At 34.7% G+C, this 21,610-nt stretch carries 17 protein-coding genes; 8 read left to right on the top strand and 9 right to left on the bottom strand.

The genetic code is table 11. The features are described from left to right. Positions 1–127 precede the first annotated feature (127 nt). The 3 genes from IRZ78_RS21535 (at position 128) to IRZ78_RS21525 (ending at position 3,606) form a co-directional block, all read left to right on the top strand. Complete coding sequence (locus IRZ78_RS21535; RefSeq protein ID WP_194618681.1) at positions 128–1,657, top strand: SulP family inorganic anion transporter; 1,530 nt, start codon at positions 128–130, stop codon at positions 1,655–1,657. A gap of 109 nt (positions 1,658–1,766) precedes the next feature. Next, positions 1,767–2,675, top strand: coding sequence for a helix-turn-helix transcriptional regulator (locus tag IRZ78_RS21530; protein ID WP_194618679.1), 909 nt, complete (start codon positions 1,767–1,769; stop codon positions 2,673–2,675). 91 nt (positions 2,676–2,766) lie between these two features. Then, positions 2,767–3,606 (top strand): oxidoreductase, encoded by an 840-nt coding sequence (locus IRZ78_RS21525; RefSeq protein WP_194618677.1) that lies wholly within the window; start codon positions 2,767–2,769, stop codon positions 3,604–3,606. Between the two features lie 273 nt (positions 3,607–3,879). On the opposite strand, the gene IRZ78_RS21520 is transcribed toward IRZ78_RS21525, so the two are convergent. From IRZ78_RS21520 to miaB, 9 genes are all read right to left on the bottom strand, one after another. Beyond that, positions 3,880–5,082 carry an ectonucleotide pyrophosphatase/phosphodiesterase gene (locus tag IRZ78_RS21520; RefSeq protein ID WP_194618668.1) on the bottom strand — a complete coding sequence of 401 codons (1,203 nt, stop codon included), beginning with the start codon at positions 5,080–5,082 and terminating at the stop codon, positions 3,880–3,882. Positions 5,083–5,344: 262 nt separating this feature from the next. Next, the gene (groL, locus tag IRZ78_RS21515; RefSeq protein ID WP_194618666.1) at positions 5,345–6,973 is read right to left on the bottom strand and encodes a chaperonin GroEL; all 1,629 of its coding nucleotides are present in this window, start codon (positions 6,971–6,973) and stop codon (positions 5,345–5,347) included. Positions 6,974–7,043: 70 nt separating this feature from the next. After that, the gene (locus IRZ78_RS21510; protein ID WP_007806577.1) at positions 7,044–7,319 is read right to left on the bottom strand and encodes a co-chaperone GroES; all 276 of its coding nucleotides are present in this window, start codon (positions 7,317–7,319) and stop codon (positions 7,044–7,046) included. Between the two features lie 140 nt (positions 7,320–7,459). Then, on the bottom strand, positions 7,460–7,801 hold the full coding sequence (secG, locus tag IRZ78_RS21505) for a preprotein translocase subunit SecG (RefSeq protein WP_194618663.1): 342 nt from the start codon (positions 7,799–7,801) through the stop codon (positions 7,460–7,462). Between the two features lie 3 nt (positions 7,802–7,804). Continuing rightward, the gene (locus IRZ78_RS21500; protein WP_194618655.1) at positions 7,805–9,454 is read right to left on the bottom strand and encodes a tetratricopeptide repeat protein; all 1,650 of its coding nucleotides are present in this window, start codon (positions 9,452–9,454) and stop codon (positions 7,805–7,807) included. Positions 9,455–9,520: 66 nt separating this feature from the next. Next, entirely contained in the window at positions 9,521–10,024 is a 504-nt protein-coding gene (locus tag IRZ78_RS21495) for an LptE family protein (protein ID WP_194618653.1), read from the bottom strand. A 156-nt stretch (positions 10,025–10,180) separates the two neighbouring features. Next, a complete protein-coding gene (locus tag IRZ78_RS21490; protein WP_194618651.1) occupies positions 10,181–11,434 on the bottom strand; it encodes a sigma-54 dependent transcriptional regulator in 1,254 nt (417 codons plus the stop codon). 131 nt (positions 11,435–11,565) lie between these two features. Beyond that, positions 11,566–11,937 carry a GxxExxY protein gene (locus IRZ78_RS21485; protein ID WP_194618820.1) on the bottom strand — a complete coding sequence of 124 codons (372 nt, stop codon included), beginning with the start codon at positions 11,935–11,937 and terminating at the stop codon, positions 11,566–11,568. An 80-nt stretch (positions 11,938–12,017) separates the two neighbouring features. Then, complete coding sequence (gene miaB / locus IRZ78_RS21480; RefSeq protein WP_194618649.1) at positions 12,018–13,463, bottom strand: tRNA (N6-isopentenyl adenosine(37)-C2)-methylthiotransferase MiaB; 1,446 nt, start codon at positions 13,461–13,463, stop codon at positions 12,018–12,020. A gap of 482 nt (positions 13,464–13,945) precedes the next feature. Between miaB and topA the strand changes: the two genes are divergently transcribed. The 5 genes from topA to gldM all read left to right on the top strand — a co-directional run bounded on the left by topA (position 13,946) and on the right by gldM (position 21,586). After that, positions 13,946–16,462, top strand: coding sequence for a type I DNA topoisomerase (gene topA / locus IRZ78_RS21475; protein ID WP_194618647.1), 2,517 nt, complete (start codon positions 13,946–13,948; stop codon positions 16,460–16,462). A 3-nt stretch (positions 16,463–16,465) separates the two neighbouring features. Next, a complete protein-coding gene (locus tag IRZ78_RS21470) occupies positions 16,466–17,617 on the top strand; it encodes a formimidoylglutamase (protein ID WP_194618645.1) in 1,152 nt (383 codons plus the stop codon). A 263-nt stretch (positions 17,618–17,880) separates the two neighbouring features. Beyond that, on the top strand, positions 17,881–19,281 hold the full coding sequence (gldK, locus tag IRZ78_RS21465) for a gliding motility lipoprotein GldK (RefSeq protein WP_194618643.1): 1,401 nt from the start codon (positions 17,881–17,883) through the stop codon (positions 19,279–19,281). Positions 19,282–19,341: 60 nt separating this feature from the next. Then, positions 19,342–19,989 carry a gliding motility protein GldL gene (gene gldL / locus IRZ78_RS21460; protein ID WP_194618632.1) on the top strand — a complete coding sequence of 216 codons (648 nt, stop codon included), beginning with the start codon at positions 19,342–19,344 and terminating at the stop codon, positions 19,987–19,989. Positions 19,990–20,041: 52 nt separating this feature from the next. After that, positions 20,042–21,586, top strand: coding sequence for a gliding motility protein GldM (gldM, locus tag IRZ78_RS21455; protein ID WP_194618630.1), 1,545 nt, complete (start codon positions 20,042–20,044; stop codon positions 21,584–21,586). Positions 21,587–21,610: the final 24 nt, after the last annotated feature.

Raw genomic sequence — 21,610 nt, 5'->3', positions numbered from 1 at the left:
TTCACTTTTGGTTTTACTTTTAAAACAGCTTAGTTAACTGTTTTGATACCTTATTATTTTTATGATGCTTTTTCAGATTTGAAAAGGTTAATGCTCTTTTGGTCATTATTTTCTACATTTGTGGCCTATGAAAAAAGCGCTCCATCTCTTTGACTTTACCCAAAAAGTAAATTACAAAAACGAAATTTTAGCCGGTTTAACCGTTGCCATGACCATGATTCCTGAATCGTTGTCCTTTGCTATTTTGGCTGGCTTTCCGCCTTTGGTGGGTTTATATGCTGCTTTTATTGCCGGTTTGGTTACTGCTGTTTTTGGTGGAAGACCCGGAATGATTTCGGGCGGGGCAGGAGCAACTGTTATTGTTTTGATTGCCTTGATGAAATCCCACGGTATAGAATATGTTTTTGCAGCTGTCGCCCTTGGCGGTGTCGTGCAGATCTGCATCGGACTTTTTAAACTCGGAAAATTTATTCGCTTAGTGCCTCAGCCCGTTATGTTTGGTTTTGTAAACGGATTAGCGGTCGTGATTTTTATGTCGCAGCTCGAGCAGTTTAAAACCGTTGTAAACGGACAAGTTTCATGGCTGCAGGGTACTCCTTTGTATATTATGCTGGGTTTGGTCGCCTTAACAATTGGAATCGTTTTACTTTTTCCGAAATTGACCAAAGCAGTTCCGGCTTCCTTAGTTGCGATAATGGTGGTTTTTGCCATTGTCCTGATTTTTAATATCGAAACCAAAACGGTCGAGGATATTGCCTCTGTTCAAGGCGGATTTCCTCCGTTTCATATCCCTGATATTGCACTTTCTTTTGAGACTTTCAAAGTTATATTTCCCTATTCTGTAATTGTTGCTGCTGTTGGTTTAACCGAAGGTTTGCTTACGCTGAATTTAGTCGACGAAATTACCGGAACACGAGGCAACAGCAATCGCGAGTGTATTGCGCAGGGAAGTTCGAATATTTTAAATGGTTTCTTTTTTGGAATGGGAGGTTGCCCAATGATTGCACAGACTCTGGTGAACCTTTCGGCAGGTTCAAGAGCACGACTTTCGGGAATTATTGCAGCACTGACGATTTTATTGATTATCCTTTTTGGTGCGCCTGTAATTGGTAAATTGCCCATGGCGGCTTTGGTAGGAGTAATGATGATGGTAGCAATTACCACTTTTGAATGGGCGAGTTTCAGAGTCATCAATAAAATGCCCAAACATGATATTTTCGTTGGAATTTTGGTAGCCGTAATTACAATTGTATTGCACAATCTGGCTTTGGCGGTTTTAATTGGTGTGATTATCTCAGCCCTTGTTTTTGCATGGGAAAGTGCTAAAAGAATCCGAGCAAGAAATTTTATTGATCAAGCAGGAGTAAAGCATTACCAGATTTACGGTCCTTTATTTTTTGGTTCGATAGCTGCTTTTGTCGAAAAATTTGATGTTGCAAACGATCCTGAACATGTTATTATCGATTTTAAAGAAAGCCGTGTCGCTGATATGTCAGCGATTGAAGCTCTGAATAATTTGACTAAAAAATACAATCAGCTCAATAAAGTAATAGAACTTCAGCATCTCAGCCCTGATTGTATCACATTGCTTAAAAATGCCGAAGCGGTGATAAAAGTAAATGTAATTGAAGATCCTACTTATAAGGTAGTTTCTTAATTAGAAAATCTGCCAATTGGACCGCCCTTGGACTGTGCTCAGAGTGACACACCATTCATGATCAAATTATCTAATTGCCTAATTTGTTTGATTTTTGTAACTTTGCCAAATGAAACTACAAGAAACACTCGAAGATTTTTATACTGTAAAGATAAAAGGAATGCCCGAGAATCTTAAAAAAGAAATCGGACACTTTAATGTTTTTAAACTCGACGATTATGTTGGGAGTACTTGTAATCCTTTGCCTTATACCCGAAAAGACTTTTATAAAATAAGTTTAATAATTGGTAAAAACAAAGTGCATTATGCTGATAAAGTCGTTTCGATTGACAATCAGGCTTTATTTTTTGCCAATCCACAAATTCCGTATAGTTGGGAACATATTGACGAAAACCAAACCGGATTTTTCTGTATTTTTACAGATGCATTTTTTAGTCAGTTTGGGAATTTAAAAGAATATCCTTTGTTTCAGCCCGGCGGAAATCCGATTGTTCCGGTTTCAAAGGAATTGGCCGAGTCTTTAAATAAGGTGTATCTGAAAATGTTTGATGAAATCAATTCAGATTATGCTTTTAAATATGATGTAATTCGAAATTTGGTTTTTGAAATTATCCATCTTGCGCTAAAAACACAAACGCTAACTGCTTCATTATACAGTAAGTCGAATGCTACGATTCGAATTTCATCTTTGTTTCTGGAATTGCTCGAACGTCAATTTCCTATTGAATCTATTTCGCAGCAAATTAACTTTCGATCCCCTTCAGAATTTGCGAATCAATTAAATGTTCATGTCAATCACCTCAATAAAGCCTTGAAAGAAACTACCGGAAAAACCACTTCGCAGATTATATCTGAAAGAATTGTTCAGGAAGCCATGATTTTATTAAAACAAACCAATTGGAATATTAATGAAATTGCGTGGTGTTTAGGCTTTGATGAATTGTCTCATTTTATTAATTTCTTCAAGAAAAATACTCAGGTTTCACCCAAAACGTATCGCGTGACCGAAATTGTTTGATTTTTGTAACTTCTTGTTTGATTCCTTTAATTTTTTAAAAGTACTTCGCCAATACCTTTGTCCTGTAATTAAAACGTAAAAATTTAAAATCATGGAAAATAACAAAGTTTGGTTTATCACAGGTGCTTCAAAAGGACTTGGATTAGAATTGGCTAAAAAACTATTGAATGAAGGTTACAAAGTAGCTGCAACGTCAAGAAGTGAAGACGCCTTGATTAAAGTACTAGGAAATCCATCAGCAAACTTTCTTCCGCTGGAAATGGATTTGGTTGATGAAAAAAGTGTCAAAAATGCAATAGAAGTTGCCGTAAGTCATTTTAAAACAATTGATGTTTTAGTAAATAATGCAGGTTACGGATTATTAGGTGCATTAGAAGAATTAACAGATGCCGAATCAAGAAAAAATTACGAGGTAAATGTTTTCGGATTGTTGAATGTAATTAGAAATACAGTTCCGTATATGCATGCCAATCAATCGGGACAAATTTTTAATATTTCATCTGTTGGTGGTTATTCGGGTAATTTTCCGGGTTGGGGAATTTACTGTTCGACAAAATTTGCAGTTGCAGGTTTGACAGAATCGCTGGCAGCAGAAGTAAAACCATTCGGAATCAATGCTACTATTGTATATCCAGGTTATTTTAGAACCGATTTCTTAAAAGACAGTTCTTTATTATTGCCTCAAAACCCAATTGCAGATTATAAAGCGGTAAGACAATCTGAAAGCGCGCACAAAGATGATATCAACCAAAATCAACCGGGAGATCCTGTAAAATTAGCAGAAGCTTTAATTAAAGTAAGTCACGAAGAAAATCCTCCTTTGCATTTATTCTTAGGACAAGATGCGTATGATATGGCGAACCAAAAGATAGAAAGTGTTCAGAAAGATTTAGAAAACTGGAAAGCGGTTTCTGTTTCGACAGGTTTCTAATTAGATAATTAGAAAATGTGTTAATTAGATAATTAATTACGGTGTCTTAAAAATAAAATTTTTTTGAATAGCCTCCAGCTTTAGCTGTAGTAAAAATAAGATTGCAAAAAAGGCTTTGGCCAAACTTTAAAGTTCGGCTAAAGCCTTTTCTATTTCATTCAATATCGCCAGCTAAAGCTGGGGACTATTCATATATTTCTGATAATAGGAAATAAATAAATATATTAATTCAATTTTCAAATTATCTAATTTTCTAATTGACACATTCTCTAATTAATTCACCAGCATCGACTTTACATGGCTGAATTCCCCATCAACTTTGTCTATATGCAGTCCTAAAATATGAGCAATCAAAGGATAAACTGAAACGTTTTGAAACGTTTTTACTTCTTTATCTACTTTAAAAGCCGGGCCTTTTGCATAAAAAATAGCGTGCATATCTTTTTCGCTATTGTCGTAGCCATGCGTTCCGCCTTTTATATTTTGAGTTTTGTCTTTTGCTAAACTATATCCTTTTTTAGCTTCAATCACAAAATCATGTACACGCGGATTGGTTCCGTAATGCAGTCTCTTTGGGACTTCGGTAGATTTCCAGAATTTAATATGGGGTACTTTCTTTAACGCTTTTGCAATAGAATCCTGATAACCCGGTTTTGCTTGAATACTCATAATGGGGTTAATTACATCTTTGTAACCCAGCCATTCTGGTTTTAGGTAATCTAAGACTACTACTTTTTTATCATTGCTGATATTGGCCATTCCGTGATCTGAAACAATAATTAAATTAATTTCTTTTCCAATGGCTAACTGATCTAATCTTCGTGATAATTCACCCATAATAGAATCCATTTTGATGACCATTTTTTTGTTTTCCCCGGAGAGCGGACCAAAATTATGTCCGGTATGGTCTGGTTCATCAAAATATAAAGTAACCAAATGCGGACGTTGTTTCTCTGGAAGCTGTAACCATTTTAAAACTGTATCGATTCTGGCTCCGTACGGAATTTTATTGTCATAATTTTTATAAATACCAGGATTTCTTTTGTCAATATCAGATCCCGGCCAGAAGAAAGAAGCCGTTTTTACACCTTGTTGTTCAGCTACATTCCAAATTGGATTTCCACCATAAAAACGCGAATCATTTTTTGCTTTGCTTGATAGGGAAAAAGATTCGTTGAGTTGAGTATCATAAAAAACATTATTGATGATCCCGTGATGATCCGGATAGAGTCCGGTTACAATTGAGTAATGATTCGGAAAAGTTTTACTTGGATAAGACGGTTTCATAGATTTGGCATGAACACCTTTTTTAGCAATTTGCTTTAAATTCTCAAGATTAAATTGTTTTTGATAATCCCAACGAAATCCATCCATAGAAACCAAAACGACGTAAGCATCTTTATTGGATTGAGAATAGGAAAAAGAGGTAAGAAGTAAGAATGTAAAAAGTAATAGGTGAGTGGTGAATTTTCTCATTTTGCAATTTTAATAGAACTGTAAATTTACTGATAAACGATTTTTTAAAGAAAAAGACAATGTTAAACTAAAGGAAAAGTTTGTCCCGAAATAAGCTAAAAGAGTTTGCCACGAACTTCACGAATTTTCGCTAATTTTTTAGGTATAATTTATAGAAAAAGAATTTGTGCTAATTTGTGCAATTCGTGGCAGAAAAAACTATAGCAAAAAAAAACGCCAGATAAAATATCCGGCGTTTCAATTTTTAAGAAGTGAAGAACGATTACATCATTCCTGGCATACCGCCGCCCATTGGCATTCCGCCTGCGTTTTCTTCTTTAATATCAATTAATGCACATTCTGTAGTAAGGATCATTCCTGCAACAGACGCAGCATTTTCTAATGCCACACGAGTTACTTTTTTAGGATCGATAATTCCAGCTGTAAGCATATCTACATATTCGTCAGTTTTTGCATTGTATCCAAAATCACTTGAACCTTCAGAAACTTTTGCTACTACTACAGAACCTTCAAGACCTGCATTTTCAACAATAGTTCTTAATGGAGATTCAACAGCGCGAGATACAATCTGAATTCCTGTAGCTTCGTCAGCGTTGTCAGCTTTAAGATCGGCTAATGCAGCTTTTGCTCTTAATAAAGCAACACCACCACCAGCAACAATTCCTTCTTCAACAGCAGCGCGAGTAGCGTGTAATGCATCGTCAACTCTGTCTTTTTTCTCTTTCATTTCAACTTCAGAAGCAGCACCAACATAAAGAACAGCAACACCACCAGCTAATTTAGCCAAACGCTCTTGCAATTTTTCTTTATCATAATCAGATGTAGTAGTCTCCATCTGACCTTTAATTTGGTTTACTCTGTTTTTGATGATATCAGCTTCACCAGCACCACTTACAATTGTAGTGTTGTCTTTATCGATAGAAACTCTTTTTGCAGTTCCTAACATTTCGATAGTTGTATTTTCAAGTGTATAACCTCTTTCTTCAGAAATTACAGTTCCACCAGTTAAGATAGCGATATCTTCAAGCATTGCTTTTCTTCTGTCTCCAAAACCTGGAGCTTTTACAGCAGCAATTTTAAGAGCACCTCTTAATTTATTTACTACAAGAGTAGAAAGAGCTTCTCCGTCAACATCTTCAGCGATAATTAATAATGGTTTTCCTGATTGAGCAACCGGCTCTAAAACTGGAAGTAATTCTTTTAAAGAAGATACTTTTTTGTCGTATAATAAGATGTATGGAGAGTCTAATTCAACTTCCATTTTCTCAGGGTTTGTTACGAAGTAAGGAGAAAGATATCCTCTATCAAACTGCATACCTTCAACAACGTCAACAAAAGTATCGGTTCCTTTAGCTTCTTCAACAGTAATAACACCTTCTTTACCTACTTTTGCAAAAGCAGTAGCGATTAATTCACCAATTACTTCGTCATTATTTGCAGAGATAGAAGCAATTTGTTTGATTTTATCAGAATCACTTCCAACTACTTTAGCTTGTTTTGCAAGATCAGCAACGATAGCTTCAACAGCTTTATCAATACCACGTTTCAAGTCCATTGGGTTTGCACCTGCAGCAACGTTTTTAAGACCTTCTTTTACGATAGCCTGAGCTAAAACTGTAGCAGTTGTAGTTCCGTCCCCCGCTAAATCATTGGTTTTAGAAGCAACTTCCTTAACCATTTGCGCGCCCATATTTTCTAATGGGTCTTTTAATTCGATTTCTTTTGCAACAGAAACACCATCTTTAGTAACAGTTGGTCCACCAAATGATTTACCAATAATTACATTACGACCTTTTGGTCCAAGAGTTACTTTTACAGCATTTGCTAATGCATCAACACCACGTTTTAATCCGTCACGTGCTTCAATATCAAATTTTATATCTTTTGCCATTTTCTTTTTTGTTTAATGTTTTATTTGTTTCAGGTTTCCCTAATACTTAATTCTTGAGACCTATGTTTTTTTAGATTATAGCTAAGATATCATCTTCACGCATAATCAAATAATCAGTTCCTTCAAGTTTTAATTCTGTTCCTGCATATTTACCATAAAGAACAGTGTCGCCAACTTTTACAGTCATAGTGTGATCTTTAGATCCATTTCCTACTGCAACTACAGTTCCTTTTTGTGGTTTCTCTTTGGCAGTATCCGGAATAAAAATCCCTGACGCAGTTTTAGTCTCAGCTGCAACAGGCTCAATAAGTACGCGGTCTGAAAGCGGTTTAATGTTTAAAGTCATGATTTATATTATTAATAGTTTATATTTTTTTAATGCTAAAGTAACTTTCAGAAATTGTGCCATGCTGGAAAAACTGACATTATTTCCTAAAAAAAATGCCAGCTTTGACAGGCTGGCATTTTATATTTATTTCAAAATTATTATTTCGCTGCAGGAGTTGCCGGAGCAGGTGTTTGTTGAGCTGGAGCAGCAGGTGTGCCAGCAGCAGGAACTTCAGATTTGTCAATAATTTTAGAGTCAGTATCACTTAATGATCCTGTAAAACTTAAACTTGAAAGCAAGATTAAAGCAATCAAAATAGTAGCTAGTGTCCAGGTACTTTTATCTAAAAAGTCAGTTGTTTTTTGTACTCCACCTAACATTTGAGTTCCGCTAATTGTAGACGATAATCCGCCTCCTTTAGGGTTTTGAACCATGATTACTACGATCAATAGAAAACAAACTATTGTGATTAAAACTAAAAAAATTGAAAATGTGCTCATTGCTTAATTATTATTGTTATTTTGTTGTAAAATCTTTATATCCGAAATACGGTCTGCAAAGAAACTAATTTTTTCTGGATATTTCAAAATTAATATTTCATATGCTTGTATTGCTTTTGTATATTTCTTTTGTTCCAAATATACTCTGGCCAAAGTCTCTGTCATTAAATAAGAATTATCTTCTTTATTAAGGTCAAATTGTACTGCAGGGGTTATTGCAGTTTGTTTTATTGGAGATATTTTTGGGTTTGTCTCGATGAATTTATCGATTATTTCTGCCTTTTTCTTTTTCTCCAGATCAATTATTTCTGCTTTAACTTTTGGCTCAGCTGTCTTTTTGATTTCTTTTTGCTCTTGAGGACCTTCTTCTGTTCTGTCAATTGGTTCTGTTCGTGCTAATTGAAGCCACTCCTGAAAAGAGTGTTTTTCATTAACAGAAAAATCAAGTGGTTTTCCTATTTCAAGGTTTTCCTCTGCGATTTTTACATTTTCCTGAATTTCTATTTCTTTTGGTTCTTCAGCTATTTTTGGTTCTTCAAAAACTACTGCATTTGCTTCTTTGATAGAATTTAATATCGATTGTTCGATAGGATCAATTCTTACTGATGGAATTTCCTGTTCTACTATTTCTTCTTCTTCTTCTTCTCCGTCTTCTACTGTTTCTTCAAAAAAGGTTTTGGTATGTTCTTTAGTCGAAGTTAAAATGGGCTGCTCAGCAATTGGTTCCTCTTTTGACTCTTCTATTTTTGGAGCTTTCTCAAAAGTTATATTGGCTACTTCTTTTATAGATTCTAAGATAGACTGTTCAATAACCGGATCAATTTGTTTTTCTTCAGTTGTTGCCGGTCCTTGAAAAGTGTTTGGTGTTACTTCTTTAAAAGTGTCTAAAATAGACTGCTCGGTAATAGCTTCAATTGGTTTTTCTTCAATTTTTACCGGTTCTTCAAAAGTGGTTGGCAGTACTTCTTTAAAAGTATCTAGAATTGATTGTTCAGTAATTGTAATTGGTTCTGTAATTGGCTCTACTTTAACCTCTTCGATTTTTACCGGTTCTTCAACAGTAGCAGGTATTACTTCTTTAAATGAATTTAGAATCGCTTGCTCGTCAATTATTTCAATTGGATTTTCTTCACTTTTTACTTCTTCTTCAACAGTATCTGGTGTTACTTCTTTAAAAGAATTTAAGATCGCTTGCTTGTCAATTATTTCAATTGGCTTTTCTTCTATTGCTGTAGGCTCAGTAAAAGTAGTATTTATTGCTCCTTTTATAGAGTTGAGAATCGATTGCTCAATGGGATCAATTCGAACTTCGGTTGCTTTTTTAATTTCTTCAAAAGAAACAATCTCGCTGTCGAATACTTTAATTTCTAACAGGTCTCTTAATTTTTGATCATAAAAATCGTTCTGAATAGAGGTAAAACTTTCTGAGGTAATAAAATCAAATAAAACAGCGCGATCAGTAGTATGAGCGGCTGTAACTTTTAATGCATAATTATACTTAAAGCTGTTTTGATTGTAAAGTCCTTTTAATCGTAATGCTCTTGCACTTTGAAAATACGGAAATTCATTCAAAACACTTCCTAATGCGTCCGCTTGCTTTTCTGTGATAGCATCGGGTTTGTTCATTAAGTAGGTATAATCAGTTACATTCATGTTTTTATGTTTAATCGTTTTTTTTGTTTAACTGTTTAATCGTTTAAAAGAATCGATTAAACAATTTTACCATTTAGCTAATGAATCATTAAAAATATCCTGCGTGATTCTTTCAAAAATAGCCTGAAGGGCAGTATTTAAAGTGGCACCTGTTGGTAAACCGGTTCCAGGGAAATCATAATAGAATTCGAATGGTTTCTCGAAATCATCTGTTTCTTTATTTTTATTGGTAAACCTAACATTTATACGAATCGTTAAACGGTTTTGAGCCGCTTGCTGATCTGCAGTTGCTGTCATTGGAGTGGTTCTGTAATCTACAATTTCTCCTTCGTAAACTAAGTCACCACTATTGCTTACTAAGTTTAAATTGGTCTGATTTTGAATTAAATCCTGTAAAGCCAGTGTAAAGGTTCTGTCAATTCCCGGTTCAATCAAATCAGCATTATTCTGGAAAAAGTTAACCTGAAATGTTTTAGCATCGATTTTTCCTGTTCCTGTAAAATTGTAAGGCCCACAGCCGCTTAGCATAAAAAGGCTCATTAAAGCTAATAGAGAATATATTTTTTTCATAAAATCAGTGTAGTTGTAAAATTCCAATTTTTTTCAAATATAACAATTTGGACCCGAGCGCTGGCGAACTGCTAAGTAATTTGGGATTTATTTTTTAATATTTAACTTTTTAAAAGTTGGAATTTAGTATTTAAAAAATTTGGGATTTATTTATTTTTATAAATCGAATTGTTTAATTTTTCTGTATAAAGTACGTTCAGAGATGCCTAATTCATCAGCGGCAGCTTTTCGCTTTCCTTTGTTTTTTTCTAATGATTTTTTGATCATTTCGATTTCTTTTTGTTCTAAACGTAAAACCTCTTCTTCTTCAATGGTTTCAGCAAACAAATAGTTATCGTCCTGCATCTGATAATTATCTTCGCGCGTTGCAGGAGTCATAACAGCGGTTCTAGGTTCCTCTTCAAAATCAATTTCGCTTTCGTTTTCCTGCGAGCCGTATATCTTCTGAATCAAATTAGGGTTGATATCCTGTACTTTTGTACCGTTTTTCATCAATTCCAGAGTAAGTTTCTTTAGGTCATTCAGATCGCTTTTCATATCAAAAAGGACTTTGTATAAAATGTCTCTTTCGGTACTAAAATCGCTTTCTTTTTTCTTATCGCTAATTACAGACGGCAAATTAGTGCCTTCAGTTGGTAAATACGATTGTAAAGTGGCAAGTGTAATATCGCGATTGGTTTCTAAAACAGATATTTGTTCGGCTACATTTCGCAGCTGACGAATGTTTCCGTTCCATCTGAATTTTTGCAAAAGCTGAACTGCATCATCGTCTAGTTTCAACGGTGGCATTTTATATTTATGTGCAAAATCGGCAACAAATTTTCTAAACAATAAATGAATGTCTTCGTTTCTTTCTCGCAAAGGCGGTAGGGTAATTTCGACAGTTGTCAAACGATAATACAAATCCTCACGGAATTTTCCCTTTTCAATTGCATTGAATAAGTTTACGTTTGTAGCGGCCACAATTCTCACATTTGTTTTTTGAACCTGAGACGAACCTACTTTTATAAACTCACCGTTTTCAAGTACACGAAGCAAACGAACCTGAGTTGTCAGTGGTAATTCACCCACTTCATCCAGGAAAATAGTTCCGCCATCTGCCACTTCAAAATAACCTTCACGTGTACTTGTAGCTCCTGTAAAAGCGCCTTTTTCGTGACCAAAAAGTTCACTATCGATAGTTCCTTCCGGAATTGCACCACAGTTTACGGCAATATATTTACCATGCTTTCTGTGCGAAAGCGAATGGATTATTCTTGGAATATTTTCTTTACCAACACCACTTTCCCCAGTTACCATTACCGAAATATCAGTAGGAGCAACCTGAATGGCTTTTTCGATGGCGCGATTTAATTTCGGATCATTTCCAATAATTTCAAATCGCTGTTTTATTGCTTGAACTGTTTCCATGTATGTTTTGTTTCAAGTTTTATTTGTTTCAGGTTTCAAGTTACGCAATGTATACGAGTCTTAAAACCACAAATAATATTTTTATTTTTTATGCCACAGATTAAAATGATTAACACAGATTCTTTTAATTTTTATAAAACATATCTTTTATGTTGAAGCGATTTTGTTTGGAAATTGACAAGAAGTCCAACTTCTGAATTTGATAATTTTATATAATTTAAAATCTGGGCAATATGTTCATTTGAAAATTCTTTTACTGCTTTAACCTCTAAAACTATGTCTTCATTAATTATACAATCAGCATAAGATTTATGAGGTAAGATTCTACCTTTATATTCAATTGAATATTCTTTTTCTCTTTCAAAAGAAATATTGTTTCTAAATTCTATTTCTAAAGCATCTTTGTAAATTACTTCTAAAAGACCTGGTCCAAGATTTGGATGGACTTCCATACAAATTCCTATAAGCTTGTAAGTCTGAGCTTCTCTATAATGTTGCTTAATTAATTTTTATCACAACTTAAAAGTAAGAAAAGTAATGTATAAAATCATTTTGATCCTTTTAATCTGTGGCAAAAAAAACTTTAATTCATGCTGCTTAATCCAACCGCTTCACCTTTTAGAGTTCCACTAGTACAACTTGTGATTTTTACGTTTACAAAATCCCCAATCTTATAATTCTCTTTTGGGAAAACCACCGTAATACTCTGAGAATTTCTTCCTGAGAATTCTTCGGTTGACTTTTTAGACACTTTTTCTACTAAAACCTCTACAATTTGTCCCACATATTCTTCACTACGAAACCAGGCATGTTTTTGTTGTAAATCCACAATTTCCTGTAATCTTCTGGCTTTGGTTTCTTCCGGAACATCATCCTGCATTTTTCTTCCTGCCAGAGTTCCAGGACGTTCAGAATACGAATACATATAACCAAAATTATACTTTACATATTCCATCAAGCTCATGGTATCCTGGTGATCTTGTTCAGTTTCTGTTGGGAAACCGGCAATCATATCTTGCGAAATCGAAGCATTAGGAATAATTGTTCTGATTTTGTCAATCAAAGTCATATATTCTTCACGGGTATGCAAACGATTCATTTCTTTTAGAATTCTATCGCTTCCCGATTGAACCGGTAAGTGAATGTGTTTGCAGATATTTGGATATTTGGCAATCACGTGCAAAACACTTTCGTGCATATCCTGCGGATTAGAAGTCGAAAAACGAATACGCATTTTAGGGAATCCAATAGCAACCATTTCAAGTAATTGATCAAAATCAACAGCAGTTGCTTTTTGCATATCCGATGCATTTACGAAATCTTTTTTCAAACCGCCACCATACCAAAGATAACTGTCAACGTTTTGCCCTAAAAGCGTAATTTCCTTAAAACCTTTGTCCCACAAATCCTGAATTTCGTTGATGATACTCTGAGGCTCACGACTACGTTCACGTCCGCGTGTAAAAGGTACAACACAAAACGTACACATATTATCGCATCCACGAGTGATCGAAACCAAAGCTGTAATTCCGTTGCTCATCAAACGAACCGGCGAAATATCTCCGTAGGTTTCCTCTTTGGATAAAATTACATTAATGGCGTCGCGGCCCTCTTCAACTTCTGCCAGTAAATTAGGCAAATCTTTGTAAGCATCAGGACCAACAACAAGGTCGACTATTTTTTCTTCCTCCAAAAACTGACTTTTCAAACGTTCGGCCATACAGCCCAAAACGCCCACTTTCATTTTTGGGTTAATACGTTTTACCGCATTGTATTTCTCCAGACGCTTACGAATAGTCTGTTCGGCCTTATCCCGAATCGAGCAGGTATTTACCAGGACTAAATCGGCGTCTTCAAGAGTTTGTGTAGTATTATATCCGTTTATTGATAAAATAGAAGCTACAACTTCACTGTCCGAAAAATTCATCGCACAACCGTAACTCTCTATAAAAAGTTTTTTAGTATTCTCAGGTTTATTTTCTAAAACAAGACTTTCGCCCTGTTTGCTTTCTTCAATAATCTTTTCCATTGTATAATTTCAAAGTGCAAAGATAACGCAAATGTGATCAATGTGACAAGATGGCAGAGAAAAGATTTTAGATTTTAGAATTCAGATTTTAGATTGTTGGAAGCGACAAAGAATAAGGGAATCTAAAATCTAAAATATTTTAAAGCTATTTCCAGCTTTCCGTTACATCGCGATAGCTATCGGGACATAAAAAGCACAAATTTTCTAATGTTTTCAAAAGAGATTCCGTTGGTCGCTTTTTTAAAACAAGAAACTTTTGCATTTTTTATTCTGGGCTTTTCACTACAATCCGTGCTATTAATATTGGGTAAAAAAGAATATTTGGTGGTCATAAACCTATAAAAGTTATACCTATATATAATAGGTAGCAATACAGATAAATCTGTAATTTTAAGAATCATAATACTAAAATAACTCAAAAATCAATTCGCTAGGCTGATATTTAAAAAAAATAGATACTTTTGTTGCAGAAAAATAGAGCAATGGCAAAGAATTTAGTAATAGTGGAGTCACCTGCAAAGGCGAAAACGATAGAGAAATTTTTAGGAAGTGATTTTCAGGTAGAGTCAAGTTATGGTCACATAGCCGACTTGCCATCAAAGGAAATTGGTGTAGATGTAGAGAATGGTTTTAAGCCTAAATACGAAGTTTCTCCGGATAAAAAAGCCCTGGTAAGTAAATTAAAGACACTATCTAAGAATGCCGAAATGGTTTGGTTAGCAAGCGATGAGGACCGCGAGGGGGAGGCTATTTCATGGCATCTGGCGGAAGAATTAAAATTGGATGTTAAAAAAACCAAACGAATTGTTTTTCATGAGATTACAAAATCTGCGATTCTTAAAGCAATCGAAAATCCAAGAGAAATAGATTATAATTTAGTAAACGCACAACAAGCACGTCGAGTATTAGACCGTCTAGTAGGTTATGAGTTATCTCCTGTTTTATGGAGGAAAATTAAAGGAGGATTATCAGCTGGTCGTGTACAATCAGTTTCAGTACGTTTGATAGTAGAGAGAGAACGCGAGATTCAAAACTTTAATGCAGTTGCAAGTTATTCTATCGTAGCAGAATTTGTAAATGAGGCTGGAAAATCTTTCAAAGCCAAATTGCCAAAAAACTTCAATACAAAAAAAGAAGCCGAAGATTTTTTAAGACAAAACATCGGATCAAAATATAAGGTAGCCGATTTAGAAACTAAACCTAGCAAAAAATCACCAACAGCACCTTTTACAACTTCGACTCTTCAACAAGAAGCAGCGAGAAAATTGTATTTGCCAGTTGGAATCACCATGCAGCTTGCACAACGTTTATACGAGGCTGGACTTATTACTTATATGAGAACAGATAGTGTGAATCTTTCTAAAGATGCAATGGATGCCGCTGAAGCTGAAATCATAAAATCATACGGTAAAGAATTTTCAAAACCGAGAGTTTTTGCCAACAAAAGTAAAGGAGCTCAGGAAGCGCACGAAGCAATTCGTCCAACTGATATGTCGCGTCACACCGTAAACATTGACCGTGACCAGGCTCGTTTATATGATTTGATCTGGAAAAGAACATTGGCTTCTCAAATGAGTGATGCGCAACTTGAAAGAACAAACGTAAAAATTGAGGCCAATAATCACAGCGAAATTTTTACAGCTTCAGGAGAAGTTTTACTTTTCGAAGGATTTTTGAAAGTTTACCTAGAAGGACATGATGATGATGAGGAAGAACAAGAAGGAATGTTGCCGGCATTAAAAGTAAACGAAAAATTAGTTAACAACTATATCACGGCAACCGAGAGGTATTCAAGACCTCCGGCTCGTTACACAGAGGCTTCTTTGGTAAAAAAATTAGAAGAATTAGGAATTGGTCGTCCCTCTACGTATGCGCCAACTATTTCGACTATCATCAACAGAAATTATGTTGAAAAAGGAACTCTTGAAGGTCAGCAACGTAATTATACTCAACTTACTTTGCAAGCAGATAAAGTTGATGAAAAGCTGTTGAAAGAAAATACAGGTTCTGATAAAGGGAAATTAGTTCCAACAGATATCGGGACAATCGTTACAGATTTCTTAGTGAAGAATTTCGGGAACATCTTAGATTATAACTTCACTGCAAAAGTAGAACAGGATTTTGATGAAATTGCCGAAGGAAATATCGACTGGGCAATCATGATGCAGGAGTTCTACAATAAATTTCACCCAAATGTAAAAGAGGTTGAAGCAAATGCAGAACGTGAAAGCGGAGAAAGAATCCTGGGGAAAGATGCTGAGGGAAGACAAGTTTCTGTTCGTTTAGGAAAATTTGGACCAATGGCTCAAATTGGAGAAGCAGATGACGAAGATAAAAAGTTTGCCAGTTTAATGGCAGATCAAAACATTGGGAATATTACCCTTGAAGAAGCATTGAATTTATTTTTATTGCCTAAAAACTTAGGTGAATATAAAGGAGAAGAAGTAGAGGTGAGTAATGGTCGTTATGGTCCTTATGTACGTCACGGAAGTGTATTTATTTCTTTACCAAAAGGAGAAGATCCGTTAAGTCTTTCTAAGGAAAGAGCGCAGGAATTAATCGATGAAAAAGCAATTGCCGATGCTCCGATTGCCGTTTACAAAGGCGAAGGTGTTCAAAAAGGTGTAGGGCGTTTTGGTCCGTTCATCAAATGGAACGGTATTTTCATTAACGTAAGTAAAAAATACAATTTCGATAATTTATCTCAACAGGAAATCGAGGAATTAATTGAGGATAAATTACAGAAAAATATAGATAAAGTACTCCACAATTGGGAGGACGAAGGAATTTTGGTTGAAAAAGCACGTTGGGGGCGCTCGGTAATTACAAAAGGTAAAATCAAAATTGAACTAAGTAAAGATGTTGATGCAACAAAATTGACACTGACCCAAGTTCAGGAAATGATTGCGGCTAAAACACCGGCAAAAAAGACACCAGCAAAAAAAGCAACAACCGCTAAGAAAGCTCCAGCTAAAAAAACAGCTGCTAAAAAGAAATAATAAATGGAATTTGATTTTCTAGAACCAGTTAATGACGGAATTTTAAAATTCATTAATTCATTGTCTTCACAAGAATTGGGAAGCAAAATTGTTTTGCATACACAGGATCAGTTTCCTGATATTAGTAAAATTACAATTGCAATTGTAGGTGTTTTAGAAGATCGCCGTAATAGCAATGTAATTAATGAGGTTAATTTGAATGCAGTTCGTAAGAAACTGTATAATATGTTTCCCGGTAATTGGGATGCATCGATTGCTGACTTAGGAGATATTCTTGCAGGGGATTCTGTAGAGGATACTTATTTTGCTTTAAAAAAGGTAACTTCTACTTTAATTAAGAATAAAGTGATTCCTATAGTTATAGGAGGTTCACAGGATTTGACCTATGCATTATACCGTGCATATGATGATTTAGAGCAAATGGTAAACATGGTTGCTGTAGATAATAAGTTTGACTTTGGTAAAGAAAATGAAACCGTTTCGGCTAATTCTTATCTGACTAAAATTATTATCGATGAGCCAAATAATCTTTTTAATTACTGTAATATAGGATATCAAACCTATTACAATTCTCAGGAAGAAATCGATTTGATCGAAAAATTGTTTTTTGATGCCTATCGTTTAGGGGAAATTTCCAGTAAAATTGCATTGGCAGAGCCCGTTTTTAGAGATGCTGATTTGGTAAGCATTGATCTTAATTCAGTAAAATCATCAGCGTCAGCTAACATGGTTTCTTTTGAGCCAAACGGATTCAACGGAAAAGAAATATGTTCATTGGCCAGATATGCCGGAATTAGTGATAAAGTTTCCTGTTTTGGAGTTTTTAATCATCATAGTACAGCGCCGGAAGCAGCTATTATTGCACAAATAGTGTGGTATTTTATCGAAGGGTATCATTATCGATCAAAAGAATATCCTTTTGGTAGTCGGGCAACGTATTTAAAATATATTGTTCCTCTTGAAGATGAAGAATTAGTTTTCTATAAAAGTGATAAAACAGATCGTTGGTGGATCGAAATTCCGTTCGAATCAAATGGTCATAATAAATTGAAAAGAAATACGTTATTACCGTGTTCGTACGACGAGTATTTGAGCGCTTGTAATCAGGAATTGCCTGAAAGATGGTGGAAAGCACAACGAAAAAACGCTTTATAGAGTAAAATTTAAGCGAAAATTGTGGTTTTTTTTGAGTTTTTTAAAAATGTTAAAATATATTAGTAAGAAAATAAATATAAAGTATAAAATTTAACGTTTTACGTCGATTTTTTCTGTTAGTTTATCGATGAAATATTTTTTTTTTATTTTATTTAACATTATTTTTGAACGGTAAAATAAATTTCGCAACTAGTATTGTTTTTTAGATAAATAATAAATACGTTTACGGACTTATAATAATGAATAGATAATCCCAAATTTATATGAAGAAGTTTATTGCATTTGCAGCAATGTTAACACTGGTAATTGGCTGTGGTAAGTCAGGAGACAAAGGTGAGTTAGTTGGTGTTACAGGAGGGAAATGGCATCCTGAAAAACCTTATGGAATGACGTTAGTTCCAGGTGGATCTTTTATTATGGGTAAATCAGATGCTGATTTAGCTAATGTTGAAGATGCTCCGACTAAAACAGTAACGGTTCGTTCATTCTATATGGATGAAACAGAAATTACTAACAGCGAGTACCGTCAGTTTGTAGAATGGGTAAAAGATTCTACAATGAGAGTTCGTTTAGCAATCTTAGCTGATGAAACAGGACAAAAATCTACTGGTGATAAAGGTAAAAAAGGTGGAAGTATTGCAGATTATGCATTTAATGATTCAGAGCCGGACAAAATGACGGCATATGATAAATATATGTATGATAACTACTATAGTGTAGGAACAAAAGACGATCCGTATGCTGGTAGAAAATTAAACAAAAAAGTGAAGTTAATTAAAGATACTAAAGCTTATCCGGATGAGTATTATGCTGAGGTAATGGACTCTATGTATTTGCCAATTGAAGAATCATATAATGGTTTAAGAACAATTGATGTAAATAAATTGAAATTCCGTTATTCTTGGATGGATATTCAGGCTGCTGCAAAAGCCAAAGTTGGAAAAAGAAAAGACTTCGTTAAAACAGAACAAGTAAGCGTTTACCCTGATACAACAGTTTGGATTAAAGATTTCGCTTATTCTTATAATGAGCCAATGCACAATGATTATTTCTGGCACAAAGCTTACGGAGATTATCCTGTAGTTGGTGTAACATGGAAACAAGCAAAAGCATTTTGTGCTTGGAGAACTTTAAACAAAAACAGCTATATCAAATCTAAGAAAAAAGGACGTGATTTAGTAAATGCATTCAGATTGCCAACCGAGGCAGAATGGGAGTATGCTGCAAGAGGAGGTCTGGAATCTGCAACTTATCCTTGGGGTGGTCCTTATACTAAAAGTGACAGAGGTTGTTTCTTAGCAAACTTTAAACCAAGCAGAGGAGATTATGCTGCAGATGAAGCTTTATATACAGTTGAAGCTAAATCATACGAAGTAAACGGTTACGGATTATACAATATGGCAGGAAACGTTTCAGAGTGGACAGATTCAGCTTATAATCCAAATGCATACGAATATGTTTCTACAATGAATCCTAACGTAATTGACGGAAACAACCAAAGAAAAGTGGTTCGTGGAGGTTCTTGGAAAGATGTTGCTTATTTCCTACAGGTAAGTACTCGTGACCACGAATATGCAGATTCAGCAAGAAGTTATATTGGTTTTAGAACTGTACAAGATTACATGGGGACTCAAACAACAGGAAGCGGAAAAAAAAGTAAATAATAATTAAATTCAAATAACCAAATCAAATCTATTTTAAATTAAAACCTAAAAAAAAGTATTATGGCATTATTAAGTAAAAAAGCAATGAATTTCGCTTATGGTATGGGAGCGGCAGTAGTAATTATTGGAGCTTTATTCAAAATTACTCACTTTGAAATTGGACCATTAACAGGAACTGTGATGTTATCTATTGGATTGGTAACTGAAGCGTTAATCTTTGCACTTTCTGCTTTCGAACCAGTTGAAGATGAATTAGACTGGACTCTTGTTTACCCTGAATTAGCTAACGGTCAGGCTAGAAAAAAAGCTGACAAAGTTGAGGCTCCAGCGGATGCACAAGGATTGTTGTCACAAAAATTAGATGTAATGTTGAAAGAAGCTAAAATTGACGGTGAGTTAATGGCAAGTTTAGGAAACAGCATTAAAAATTTCGAAGGAGCTGCGAAAGCAATTTCTCCAACAGTAGATTCTATTGCAGGACAAAAGAAATATGCTGAGGAAATGTCTATGGCTGCTGCACAAATGGAATCATTAAATAGCTTATACAAAGTACAATTAGAAAGTGCTTCAAGAAATGCACAAGCAAACAGCGAAATTGCTGAAAATGCTTCTAAATTAAAGGAACAAATGCAATCTATGACTGCAAACATTGCTTCTTTAAACAGTGTTTACGGTGGTATGCTTTCTGCAATGAGTAACAAAGGATAATTAGTTTTTGACTATTATATTAAATTTATTAATAAAGAACTAATTAGAAAAAATGGCAGGAGGAAAATTAACCCCTAGACAGAAGATGATTAACCTGATGTATCTGGTTTTCATCGCAATGTTAGCAATGAATGTATCAAAAGAAGTTATATCTGCTTTTGGTTTGATGAATGAAAAATTCGAAGGAGCAAATACTAATTCAACTGAAACAAATGCAAGTTTGTTGATGTCTTTAGATCAAAAAGCTGCTGAGGCAAAAGGTGAATTCGCTATTGCTGCATCTACTGCTCATAAAGTAGAAACAATCTCAAAAGAATTTTACGATTATATTGGTTCTTTAAAAGCTCAATCTATAAAAGGATTTGAGGTTGATAAGGAAACAGGAAAACTACCTTATGAGTCTATGGACAGAGGTGATAATATCGATGACTGGTTTACAGGAGACGGTTATACAGCAAAAGGAAAGGAAATCATTACTAAAATTGAGAAATACAAATCAGATATTAAAGCTGCTTTAGGTACAGATAAAAAATATGCTGGAATTATTTCTGAGGTTGAGAAAAAATTTGATGTTTCTGATGTAAAAAACAAAGAAGGTATCAAAGAAAGATATTTAGAATATCACTTTAAAGGTTTTCCTGCAATTGCATCAGCTGCTAAACTTTCAGCTTGGCAAAATGACGTAAAGAAAACTGAAGCTGACGTTTACAATAGTGCTTTAGGAAAAGCGGCTGTAGCTGCTGCTTCTTACAGTAACTATCAAGCAATTGTTGTTTTAGATAAAAATGCTTATTTCCAAGGGGAAAAAGTAACTGGTAAGGTAGTTTTAGGACGTTATGATGAAAACACTAAGCCAGAAAGTGTAACAGGAGCTTCTTTAGATCCTGCTACTGGACAAGCTAGAATTAATTTAACAGCTGGTAATGTTGGGGAACAAAATATTGGCGGTCAGTTTAATTTCATAGAAGATGGGAAAAAAATTAATTTGCCATTTAAAGGAACTTATGTTGTAGTACCAAGACCAAATTCTGCTACTATTTCTGCTGATAAAATGAATGTTGTTTATAGAGGTGTAGTTAACCCAATCTCTGTATCATTCGCTGGTGTTGCTGACAACAAAGTTGTTGCAAGTGCTCCGGGATTATCTTCTGCTGGGAAACCAGGGAAATATAACATGAATCCGGGTTCTGGTAATGAAGCTACAATTGCTGTTACAGGTACATTACCAAACGGAGATAAAGTTACAGATAAGAAAACATTTAGAATTAAAGGTATTCCTGGACCAACTGGTACAATTAGAGGAGAACAAGGTGTTGTTAAAGGACCTAAATCTAACTTAGAAGTTGCTACTATTGGAGCTAAATTAAATGACTTTGATTTTGAGGTTGGTTTAGATGTTGTTGGATTTAATATGAAAATTGCTGGACAGCCTACTGTTGTTGTTTCTGGTAACAGATTAAATGCACAATGTAAACAAGTACTTTCAAGAGCCGGAAAAGGAGATCAGGTTACTATTTCTGAAATTAAAACTAAACTTGTTGGAGCTGGTAGTTACTTATTGCCAAGAACTGCTCCGGTAATTTTCGAAATACTATAATAAAAGTAGGTAAACCTACATTCA

The organism is Flavobacterium sp. CSZ (genome assembly GCF_015350725.1).
Lineage (GTDB): Bacteria > Bacteroidota > Bacteroidia > Flavobacteriales > Flavobacteriaceae > Flavobacterium.
Note: the sequence above shows the minus strand (reverse complement) of the source record. Positions and strands in the feature narration are given on the sequence as shown.